The sequence below is a fragment of the Stenotrophomonas sp. YIM B13575 genome (assembly GCF_042787595.1).
In the GTDB taxonomy this organism is placed as follows: domain Bacteria; phylum Pseudomonadota; class Gammaproteobacteria; order Xanthomonadales; family Xanthomonadaceae; genus Stenotrophomonas; species Stenotrophomonas lactitubi_B.
Genome location: NZ_JBHZOP010000141.1, coordinates 1 through 8,816, shown reverse-complemented (window position 1 = coordinate 8,816; position 8,816 = coordinate 1). Strand labels below are relative to the sequence as shown.

The window sequence follows — 8,816 nt, the reverse complement described above, 5'->3', positions numbered from 1 at the left end:
GCCGGGCCATGCCCGGCGAGCGCAGCGGCGGCAGGGAGACGCCGGGCATGGCCCGGCGCTACCTGTCAGTTCACCGTATGCTCTTGCGGGTGAACAGGTTGACGATCGCCAGCAGGATCACCGCGCCGATCAGCGAGAACAGGAACGTGCGCAGGGTGATCGCTTCGTTGATGCCGCCGCCGAACAGCCAGCCCGAAATCAGTGCGCCGACGATGCCCACCACGATGTTGAGGATGATGCCCTGCTGGCCATCGCGCTTCATGATGATGCTTGCCAGCCAGCCGACGATGCCGCCGACGATCAGCCAGATGATGATGCCCATGATCGACTCTCCGGTGGATAACCGAGCCCAGTTGACGCGCAACGCTGTGAACCCGTCGTGCAATCCCGTGACGGCCGCGTGCGGATGAGCCTGCCAGCCACTCTCGACGGCCCCTGGCGGTTTGGTCCGGTCACCGTCTGGCGCTGCCCGCACGTGCCCGGTCAGCGCGGTGAGCCGCAGGCCCGGCAGGTGCTGGCACAGGCCCTGGGCGGCGAGCCGGATGCGCTGCCGCTGCTGCGCGATGACAAGGGCCGGCCCGAGCTGAGCGGCGCGCTGGCCCACTACGGCACCGGCTGGAGCCACAGCGGCGAGGTGCTGCTGGTGGCGCTGGGCGAAGGCGTGCGGTTGGGCGTGGACCTGGAACTGCTGCGGCCGCGCCCGCGCATGCTGGAAATCATCCAGCGCTTCTTCCATCCCGACGAAGTGGTCTGGCTGCAGGGCCTGGACGAGGCCGACCGCGAGCATTGGTTCTTCCGCGTGTGGTGCGCCAAGGAAGCCATGCTGAAGGCGCACGGGCAGGGCATTTCCTTTGGCCTGCACCGCCTGCAGCTGGCCCCGGCCGCCGATGGCGCGCTGCACCTGCGCTGGTGCGACCCGGAACTGGGCGAGGCGGCGCGCTGGCACCTGCACGAGTGGCAGGCCAGTGGCCAGTTCCGCGCCGCATTGGCCTGGTATCCGCAGTGAATCGCCGAATCTGCAGTGAAAACCGGCGATAATGTCGGCATGAGCGAACACGATCTTCCCGCCGGCGTAGCGACCACGCTGCAGCAGGGCCTGGCCAGCATGGGCCTGGCTGCCGAGCTGGCCCCGCCGCTGCTGCGCTACCTGGCGTTGCTGCACCGCTGGAACGGCACCTACAACCTCACCGCCATCCGCGATCCGCAGGAAATGGTCACCCGCCATCTGCTTGATTCGCTGGCGATGCAGCCGTTCGTGGCCGATGGCAGCCTGGCCGACCTCGGTACCGGCCCCGGGTTGCCGGGCATCCCGCTGGCGATCGCCTGCCCGGGCCTGCAGGTCACCCTGGTGGAAAGCAACGGCAAGAAAGCCCGCTTCATGCGCGAGGCGGTGCGCCAGCTGGGCCTGGGCAATGCCCGCGTGGCCGAGTCGCGCGCCGAAGCGCTGGACGAGCCGGGCAGCTACGATCAGCTGACCGCGCGCGCGATGGACACCCTGGCCGGCATCGTCCGCGTCGGTGGCCACCTGCTGCGCCCCGGTGGCGTGCTGCTGGCCATGAAGGGCGTCTACCCGCATGAGGAGATCGCAGCGCTGCCGGCCGGTTGGCAGGTGCGCGAGGTGGTCCCGCTGAGCGTGCCCGGCCTGGCCGGCGAACGCCATCTGGTCACTGTCACAGGCCCCTGAACCCCGCCGCCAGCCCCTTGTGGAACAAGCGGTTGGCGATCCACGATTTCCGCACGGGCCCGGTTGTACGCATAATGACCGGTCCCAGCACACGTCGACGAGGCACACCCGCATGGCCCGCATCATCGCCATCGCCAACCAGAAGGGTGGCGTCGGCAAGACCACGACCGCCGTCAACCTGGCCGCTTCCCTGGCCAACGCACCCAAGCGCGTGCTGTTGGTCGACCTGGATTCCCAGGGCAACGCGACCATGGGCAGTGGCGTGGACAAGCGCGAGCTGGTCTCCTCCACCTACGATCTGCTGCTGGGCGAGTCCAGCGCTGCCGACGTGCGCGTGCAGACCGCCGAAGGCTACGACCTGTTGCCGGGCAACATCGACCTGACCGCGGCCGAGATCCAGCTGATGGCGCAGAGCGAGCGCGAGCAGCGCCTGAAGCGCGCGCTGGCGCCGATCCGCGACGAGTACGACTACATCCTGATCGACTGCCCGCCGGCACTTTCGCTGCTGACCTTGAACGCCCTGGCCGCCGCCGATTCGGTGATCGTGCCGATGCAGTGCGAGTACTACGCGCTGGAAGGCCTGAGCGCGCTGGTGGAAACCATCGAAGCGCTGCGCGCCAACCTCAACCCGGCGCTGGAGATCGAAGGCGTGCTGCGCACCATGTTCGATGTGCGCAACAACCTGGCCAACGCCGTGTCGGCCGAGCTGACCGAGCATTTCGGTGACCGCGTGTTCCGCACCATCGTGCCGCGCAACGTGCGCCTGGCCGAGGCGCCCAGCCATGGCCAGAGCATCGTCGGCTACGATCGTGCTTCGCGTGGCGGCGTGGCCTACCTCGGCCTGGCCGGCGAGATCATCCGCCGCAACAACGAACGCAACAAGGCCAGCAAGGCCGTGGAGACCGTCTGATGACCAGCAAGCCTGCCGCCAAGAAGCGTGGCCTCGGCCGCGGCCTGGACGCCCTGCTGGGGCCCAAGGGCGCGGTCAGCCAGGTGCAGGCCAGCACGGCGGTGATCGAGCCGCTGCCCGGTGAAGTGCTGCGCAAGCTGCCGGTAGGCCAGCTGCAGCCGGGCAAGTACCAGCCGCGTCGCGAAATGGACCAGGGCAAGCTGTCCGAACTGGCCGACTCGATCAAGTCGCAGGGCGTGATCCAGCCGATCCTGGTGCGCCAGCTGCCGGCAGGCAACTTCGAAATCGTCGCTGGTGAACGTCGCTGGCGTGCCTCGCAGCTGGCCGGCCTGGACGAAGTGCCGGTGGTGGTGCGCGAGCTGGAAGACCGCACCGTCATCGCGATGGCGCTGATCGAGAACATCCAGCGCGAAGACCTCAACCCGCTGGAAGAAGCCGAAGCGCTGCAGCGCCTCATCAGCGAATTCACCCTGACCCATGCCGAGGCCGCCGAGGCCGTCGGCCGCTCGCGCGCGGCGGTGTCCAACCTGCTGCGCTTGCTGGAGCTGCCGATCGCCATCCGCCTGCTGCTGGAAACCCGCCGGCTGGAGATGGGGCACGCCCGCGCGCTGCTGACCCTGGCCCCGGAACTGGCCAGCAAGCTGGCCCAGGAAGCGGCCGATGAGGGCTGGTCGGTGCGCGAGGTCGAGCGTCGTGCGCAGGCCTTCGCCGCCGGCAAGGTGCCGAGCAACCGTCCGCAGCCGGTGGCCAAGGTGCAGCAGGCCGACATCGCCTCGCTGGAAACCGAGCTGTCCGAAGTACTGGGCACCTCGGTTGCGATCAACCATGGTCGCGGTGGCAAGGGCAAGCTGATCATCCATTACGCCAACCTGGACACCCTCGATGGCGTGCTGGAGCGGCTGCGCACGCGCCAGGGCTGACCCCCGGCGCAGTTTCATGAGCGCACGGCCTGTTCCTGCCGTGTGCCGTCGATTGCAGGGAACGCACCGCCGCGCGTGCCGGAGGCCGCGTTGTCCACCGCAGGTGGGCCGCTCCGCCCCGTGGCTCATCCAGGGAGCAGGACATGACCATTGAAGTAGACGACGTCAGCCCGGGCGGCAGCCCGATCCTCGTGCACAGCCGCGAGAAGGACTTCACCCCGGCCCACGGCGAAGAACACATCGAGGCGATCAGCGCGTACATCGAGCGCCATCTGGGGCCGATCTCCGGCGTCTTCCACGAAATCATCTCCGATATCGTGCACATCGACGTGCACGTGGTGCCGGCTACCGATGTGTGCCCGTACCTGCGTCTGGTCACCTCCGGCATGAGCGATCTGCCGATGGCCGTGCCCGATGAGGTGGACGCCCCCCGGCACATGGAACTGATGGTGACCCTGCCGGCCGACTGGCCGATCAGCGAGGACGCCTTCAAGGACGAGCGCAACTACTGGCCGGTGCGCCTGCTGAAGACCCTGGCGCGGTTGCCGCACGAGTACGACACCTGGCTGGGTTTCGGCCACACCATTCCCAACGGCCATCCGTCCGAGCCCTATGCACCGGGCGTGGGATTCGATGGCGCCATCGTGCTGCCGCCGGTCACCACCCCGGACGATTTCGGCACGCTGGTGCTGGAAGACGGCACCACCATCGAGTTCATGGCGATCGTGCCGCTGTACCCGGAAGAGATGGACCTGAAGCTGAAGAAGGATTCGGAAAGTCTGCTGGACCGCTTCGATGCGAAGAACATCCAGGATGTCATCCAGCCGGGGCGCACCAATGTGGCCAAGAAGCGTTTCGGCCTGTTCTAGGCCCTGCGCGTACCATCAGACTCCATAACTACTGAATTGACCGCTGGATTCCAGGCCCACCGCAATGACCATCCTGCTTACCGGCGCAGCCGGCTTCATCGGTGCCTACACCGCGCGCGCCCTGCTTGAAGCGGGCCAGTCCGTGGTCGGCCTGGACAACTTCAACGATTACTACGACCCGCAGATCAAGCGCGACCGCGTGGCCGCACTGTGCCCGACGCTGGACCTGCGCATGCTGGACCTGACCGACCGCGACGGCCTGGCCGCGCTGTTCGACGAAATACAGCCGACGGCGGTGATCCATCTGGCCGCACAGGCCGGCGTGCGCTATTCGCTGGAAAACCCGCACGCCTACGTCGACAGCAACCTGGTCGGCTTCGTCAACATGCTCGAGCTGTGCCGCCACCGTGGCGTGCAGCACCTGGTGTATGCGTCCAGCAGTTCGGTGTACGGCGATTCGGCTACGCCGCCGTTCTCCGAAGACCAGCGCGTGGACCAGCCGCGCTCGCTGTACGCTGCAACCAAGGCCGCCAATGAACTGATGGCCTACACCTACGCGCAGCTGTATGGCCTGCATGCCACCGGCCTGCGCTTCTTCACCGTGTACGGCCCGTGGGGCCGGCCGGACATGGCGCCGCTGCTGTTCTCGCGCGCGGTGCTGGCCGGTCGTTCCATCGATGTGTTCAACGAAGGCCGCATGCAGCGCGACTTCACACATGTCTCCGACATCGTGGCCGGTATTCTCGGCGCCCTCGCGCACCCGGCTGATGGTCCGGTGCCGCACCGGGTGTTCAACCTCGGCAACCACACGCCGGTCGAGCTGGAGCGCTTCATCGGCGTGATCGAGCAGGCCGCCGGTCGCCCCGCGCAGAAGGTCTACAAGCCGATGCAGCCGGGCGACATGGTGCGCACGATGGCCGATACCCGGCGCGCACATGACGCATTTGGCTACGAACCGGCCATGCCCATCGAACAGGGCCTGCCACCGGTGGTGCAGTGGTGCCGCGAGTATTTTGCTGATCGCGCGTGAGAACGCATCCTCACACTGCCGGATTCATCTTCGGATAACCTCGGCGTCGGAAAATGCGCGGTCTTTGTCCCTCCTTGGCCGAGTCCCCCCATGAGCCAACCCGAGCTGTCTGTCGTCGTCCCAGTATTCAACGAGCGCGACAACGTCGCGCCCCTGGTGGCCGAAATCACCGCTGCACTGCGCGGCCGGCTGCCGTTCGAGATCGTCTACATCGACGATCATTCGCGCGATGACACCCTGGCCGTGCTGCAGGGCCTGAAGGCCACCACGCCGGAACTGCGGGTGCTGCACCACGTCTCCCAGAGCGGGCAGAGCACTGCAGTGCGTACCGGCGTCAAGCATGCGCGGGCACCGTGGATCGCCACCCTGGACGGTGATGGCCAGAACGATCCGGCCGACATCCCCAAGCTGCTGCAGGCCCGCGGTGCCGCCGATGCCCAGGTGAAGCTGTTCGCCGGCTGGCGCGTCAACCGCCAGGACAGCGGCAGCAAGCGCTGGGCCAGCAAGTGGGCCAACGCCATCCGCGCGCGCATGCTGCGCGATGACACCCCCGATACCGGCTGCGGCATCAAGCTGTTCGAACGCAACGCCTTCCTCGATCTGCCGTACTTCGACCACATGCATCGTTACCTGCCGGCGCTGATGCAGCGTGCCGGCTGGAAGACCGTCAGCGTGCCGGTCAACCATCGCCACCGCACTGCAGGCGTGTCCAAGTACAACAATCTCGGCCGCGCGCTGGTCGGCATCCGCGACCTGCGCGGCGTGGCCTGGCTGATCACCCGCAGCAAGCGCACCGCGGTGGAGGAGCGTTGATGGATCTGGAGCTTCACTGGCTGGACCAGCCGCTGACCTGGTTGTACTGGACCGGCCTGCATGTGACCGGTTGGAAGCTGATCGGCTACACCGGCGCGTTGATGTTTGGCGGCCGCTGGCTGGTCCAGTTCGTCGCCTCCAAGCGCGCCGGCAAGCCGGTGATCCCGCGCCTGTTCTGGTACATGAGCGTGGTCGGCAGCCTGATGACGCTGAGCTACTTCCTGTTCTCTGCCAAGCAGGATTCGGTGGGCGTGCTGCAGAACCTGTTCCCGGCGTTCACCGCGTTGTACAGCCTGCAGCTGGACATCAAGCACCGCGGCTGGAAGCGGGACAAGGCCAGCCACTGAGGTCCCCGGGGGTCGGATCCCTTTCCGCAGGAAAGGGCTCTGACCCCGTCAGGCTCCCGGCGCATCCACGCATGGCGTGGATCTACTGAAAGACCTTCGTTTTCCTGGTGAGGGCTTTGCCAGAGAGCCACCGGACGCTTGCTTCTGGTAGACGCCGACCTTGGTCGGCACGCTGTGGTAGCGCCGGGCCATGCCCGGCGGCTGTGGGATGGCGGCCAACGTCGGCCGCGCTGCGCGCTCGCGGGGCATGGCCCCGCGCTACCGCGCGCCTTCGGCGCTGGGGTCCCGGCCTGCGGTCGGTTCCCGGTCCTGCCTGCGTTGCAGGCAGGACCTTCGTCCCATGCCACGCGCGGTGCGGGGTGCCATGATCGGGGTCTGCCTTCCCGGGAACCTGTGCTCGTGAAAACCCGTCTTGCCGTAGCCCTGCTGATCGCCCTGTCTGCCCCTGCCGTGGCCCTGGCCGCCCCGCCCACCGCCACCGCGCCGGCCAGCGTGGCCACTGAATCGCCCGCCGATGCTGCCTTCCGCGCGCTGTATGAGAAGGAATGGAAGTGGCGCCAGGACGGCGGTGGCGAGGCCAGCGAGGACGAAGACGCCCCGGCCAACGCCACCCGCATGCCCGACGTCGGTGCGGCCGCGCAGCAGGCACGCCTGAAGGTATGGGACGAAACCCTGGCCGCGCTGAAGAAGATCGACCCGAAGACCCTGTCGCCCGACAACCAGGTCAACTACGCGATCTACCGCGACCAGGTGTTCAACCTGGCCGAAGAAGTGCGCCTGCGCGGCTACGAGATGCCGTTCAACGCCGACTCCTCGTTCTGGTCGAACCTGTCCTTCATGGCCCGGCGCGAGATGAAGACCGTGCAGGACTACCAGAACTACATCGCGCGCCTGAATGATGTGCCGCGCTACTTCGACCAGCAGACCGACAACATGCGTGCCGGCCTGAAGCGCGGCTTCAGCGTGCCGCGTGCGGTGCTCGATGGTCGCGAGGTGTCCATCGCCACCGTCGCCGAACTGAAGGATCCGACCGAATCGCCGTTGTACGCGCCGTTCAAGAAGCTGCCCAACACCGTCCCGGCTGCGGAGCAGGCCAAGCTGCAGGCACAGGCGCGCGCGGCGATCAGCGGCAAGGTGGTGCCGGCGTTCCAGCAGCTGCGCACCTTCTTCGTCAACGAATACGTGCCGCAGGCGCGTACCACCCTGGCCGCCGAAGCGATGCCCGACGGCAAGGCGTACTACAAGCAGCAGATCCACGAATACACCACGCTGGACCTGTCGCCCGACGAGATCCACCGAATCGGCCTGGATGAAGTGGCACGCATCCAGAAGGAAATGAACGACATCATCAAGCAGGTGAAGTTCAAGGGCAGCTTTGCCGAGTTCCTGACCTTCCTGCGTACCGACCCGCAGTTCTATGCCAGGACACCGGAAGAACTGCTGTCGCGTGCCGCATGGATCTCCAAGCGGGCGGACGGCCAACTCGGCAAGTACATGACATTGCCGCGCGCGCGCTTCACCATCGTGCCGGTGCCGCCGGACATCGCGCCGTTCTGGACCGCCGGCCGTGGTGGCATGGGCACCTATTGGCTCAACACCTACAACCTGCCGTCGCGCCCGCTGTACAACCTGCCGGCGTTGACCCTGCATGAATCCGATCCGGGCCATGCACTGCAGGGTGCCATCGCCGCCGAGCAGAAGAACCTGCCGGAGTTCCGCCGCAATGCCTACATCTCCGCCTATGGCGAAGGCTGGGCGCTGTACTGCGAAAAGCTGGGCGTGGAAATGGGCATCTACGAAACCCCGTACGAGGATTTCGGTCGCCTGACCTACGAGATGTGGCGCGCCACGCGGCTGGTGATCGACACCGGTGTGCACAGCAAGGGCTGGAGCCGCGAGCAGGCGCTGGCCTACCTGCGTGACCACACGGCGCTGAGCGAGCACGAAGTGACCACCGAAGTGGACCGCTACATTTCCTGGCCGGGCCAGGCGTTGAGCTACAAGCTCGGCGAGATCGCCATCGTGCGCCTGCGCGCGCAGGCGGAGAAGGAACTGGGTGACAAGTTCGACATCAAAGGCTTCCACGACACGCTGCTGAAGCAGGGCTCGGTGCCGCTGCCGGTGTTGGAGCAGCAGATCCAGGCGTACATCGCCGAGCGCAAGAAGGCCTGACCGCCGTGTGGTCGGGTCGGAGCCCCGCGGTGGCGGGGATCCGACCCGGGCGCGGGGGGGGGGGGGGGGGG

10 protein-coding genes are annotated in these 8,816 nt (G+C 67.0%); 9 read left to right on the top strand and 1 reads right to left on the bottom strand.

Going from position 1 to position 8,816, the window contains the following annotated elements:
- Positions 1-70: 70 nt before the first annotated feature.
- Positions 71-322, bottom strand: coding sequence for a GlsB/YeaQ/YmgE family stress response membrane protein (locus tag ACFX4F_RS18725; RefSeq protein WP_025878785.1), 252 nt, complete (start codon positions 320-322; stop codon positions 71-73).
- Between the two features lie 84 nt (positions 323-406).
- On the opposite strand from ACFX4F_RS18725, the gene ACFX4F_RS18720 reads away from it, so the two are divergent.
- The 9 genes from ACFX4F_RS18720 (at position 407) to ACFX4F_RS18680 (ending at position 8,745) form a co-directional block, all read left to right on the top strand.
- Positions 407-1,006 carry a 4'-phosphopantetheinyl transferase superfamily protein gene (locus ACFX4F_RS18720; RefSeq protein ID WP_089237883.1) on the top strand — a complete coding sequence of 200 codons (600 nt, stop codon included), beginning with the start codon at positions 407-409 and terminating at the stop codon, positions 1,004-1,006.
- Between the two features lie 39 nt (positions 1,007-1,045).
- Positions 1,046-1,684, top strand: coding sequence for a 16S rRNA (guanine(527)-N(7))-methyltransferase RsmG (rsmG, locus tag ACFX4F_RS18715; protein ID WP_251474415.1), 639 nt, complete (start codon positions 1,046-1,048; stop codon positions 1,682-1,684).
- A 112-nt stretch (positions 1,685-1,796) separates the two neighbouring features.
- Positions 1,797-2,594: a ParA family protein gene (locus tag ACFX4F_RS18710; RefSeq protein WP_032976776.1), complete on the top strand. Its 798-nt coding sequence runs from the start codon at positions 1,797-1,799 to the stop codon at positions 2,592-2,594.
- Positions 2,594-3,514 (top strand): ParB/RepB/Spo0J family partition protein, encoded by a 921-nt coding sequence (locus ACFX4F_RS18705; protein WP_089237881.1) that lies wholly within the window; start codon positions 2,594-2,596, stop codon positions 3,512-3,514. The genes ACFX4F_RS18710 and ACFX4F_RS18705 overlap by 1 nt, the downstream gene beginning before the upstream one ends.
- Positions 3,515-3,657: 143 nt before the next feature.
- Positions 3,658-4,383: a suppressor of fused domain protein gene (locus tag ACFX4F_RS18700; protein WP_380657749.1), complete on the top strand. Its 726-nt coding sequence runs from the start codon at positions 3,658-3,660 to the stop codon at positions 4,381-4,383.
- A gap of 64 nt (positions 4,384-4,447) precedes the next feature.
- The gene (locus tag ACFX4F_RS18695; RefSeq protein ID WP_380657747.1) at positions 4,448-5,413 is read left to right on the top strand and encodes an NAD-dependent epimerase/dehydratase family protein; all 966 of its coding nucleotides are present in this window, start codon (positions 4,448-4,450) and stop codon (positions 5,411-5,413) included.
- Positions 5,414-5,503: 90 nt separating this feature from the next.
- Entirely contained in the window at positions 5,504-6,226 is a 723-nt protein-coding gene (locus ACFX4F_RS18690; RefSeq protein ID WP_180164907.1) for a glycosyltransferase family 2 protein, read from the top strand.
- Positions 6,226-6,573, top strand: coding sequence for a lipid-A-disaccharide synthase N-terminal domain-containing protein (locus tag ACFX4F_RS18685; protein WP_025878793.1), 348 nt, complete (start codon positions 6,226-6,228; stop codon positions 6,571-6,573). The genes ACFX4F_RS18690 and ACFX4F_RS18685 overlap by 1 nt, the downstream gene beginning before the upstream one ends.
- Before the next feature lie 399 nt (positions 6,574-6,972).
- Positions 6,973-8,745 (top strand): DUF885 family protein, encoded by a 1,773-nt coding sequence (locus tag ACFX4F_RS18680; protein WP_367786920.1) that lies wholly within the window; start codon positions 6,973-6,975, stop codon positions 8,743-8,745.
- Positions 8,746-8,816 lie beyond the last annotated feature (71 nt).